Raw genomic sequence first — 1,579 nt, 5'->3', positions numbered from 1 at the left:
GGGGGTGGGGGGAATTTCCGCCGATATGACCATACTGCCGAAGCGCCCGGCGCAGCCCGCCGGGGTGATCAGCATCCGGTTGACGCCAAAAGTGCCCAGGCCGGCCACAAAAGCGATGCTCTTGTGGTAAATAGTGTTGATTCTTATTTGCCTAAAGTTGTTAAATTTATTTTACCGGTTACACCTTTTTTTCATTCTCTTGACATCCCCTTCATATGCTTAACTGCAACGCCCAAACAGGCGTGTCAAAGCCGGCTAAAAATTTATCCCATCTTTGCTTCCAGCGCCACATGGTTTTAACTGAATACGGCCCGGCGGGCGGGGCTATTTCCCCGGCAATTTGCTCCAATGGTATGTCTGCTTCGTTTTTCCGGATGACTTCTTCCTGGACGTCCCAAGTTGCTGTTTTATGTGGGCCGATAAAGGTGGGCAGAACGCTTCGGGTATGTCTACAGGTGGGGCAAAGGAAACGGTGGATTATTATTCTCCATTTTTGACCGGGGTTATAGACGTCCCGCTCATGGTAATCATGATGATGGAAGAATTTTTCTTTCCGGCAATGCTCACAAAAATTCGGACGCAGTTCTTCGGGGTATTGATTTTTTGTTACAACTTTTATATAGGGCTTGCTGAACCAACCCTATTTCAATCAAAACACCTATAATGACGGTCTAAAAAAGCCGGTTTATGCCCCAAAAGGTGCCGGAAAAAAATAAACAAAATAACACGGAGCCTGCGCTCCAAGTTCATCACCAAGAACTGGAGGCAAATCACACTTTCGGCGGTCTCTTTCAGACGCGCCATAATACGCGCCAGCCCATAACGGCGCTTACCTTCGCCGAATTTGCCTTCTATGGCATTACGTTCGCTAGCGTCTTGCCGTTCCAAACGTCTTTGTTCTTTCTGTAGCGCCTTGTCAGCCGGTGGTCTCCCAAGCCTTGGTCCGCTGAGACGTATACCGTGTAGTTCACAGTAGCGAAGATTCTCTTTGTTCCGGTAGATCTTATCAGCCTGAACAGCCTCAGGGTAAAACCCGTACCTTTGGCGGTAACGCTCCACCGATTCGATGAGGGTTTTACCCTCATTGAAGGCATCCCAACTCAGCGTTTCCACGTGGGCGTAGCCGTCTACAATGCTGATGGCGACTTTGGCACCGAACTCGGTTTCGGCTGTGGCTTTACCCCGGACGATGGGTCGCACATGCGGCTGGCTGATGCTGACAATACGGTCGTTTATCTTGTGCGTGCGGCGGGTATACATGTAGTGCTGCTGTTCGTAGACTTTGCGTATTGTGCCAGTGTTTCCTGTTGCTTTTGGCTCAGACCATGCTCGTCGCCGGCTATGGCAAGCAGGTGGTCTATAACGCCAAGGTTGCGCCTGACATAGCGCAGTTGCTTACCAATAGCTTTGCGAAGAGCTTTCTTCCCAGGCTTTTTGTTCCGAACAATGTTCAGGTAATCCTTACGAGCAACCCGTCGATAAGTGCGCGGCCTTTTACCGGGTTTGCCAAGATTTTTGTGCACGATATCGATCATGTCATCCAGCTTCTCCCTGGCTTCGTTGAGCAGGGATAGGTCAG

1 protein-coding gene and 2 pseudogenes are annotated in these 1,579 nt (G+C 50.1%); all 3 read right to left on the bottom strand.

The annotated features are described in order from the left end of the window. Window positions 1–211 precede the first annotated feature (211 nt). The gene (locus IT084_RS19125) at window positions 212–349 is read right to left on the bottom strand and encodes a hypothetical protein (RefSeq protein WP_195714176.1); all 138 of its coding nucleotides are present in this window, start codon (window positions 347–349) and stop codon (window positions 212–214) included. Between the two features lie 6 nt (window positions 350–355). Next, a pseudogene (locus IT084_RS19120) lies at window positions 356–583 on the bottom strand (DUF6431 domain-containing protein); the annotation flags it as partial. A gap of 62 nt (window positions 584–645) precedes the next feature. Beyond that, a pseudogene (locus IT084_RS17540) lies at window positions 646–1,579 on the bottom strand (transposase); the annotation flags it as partial.

This window comes from Desulfallas sp. Bu1-1 (assembly GCF_015594625.1).
Taxonomy (GTDB): Bacteria; Bacillota; Desulfotomaculia; order Desulfotomaculales; family Desulfallaceae; genus JADNRQ01.
The sequence above is the reverse complement of the archived record's forward strand: the minus strand, read 5'-3'. Positions and strand labels throughout refer to the sequence as shown.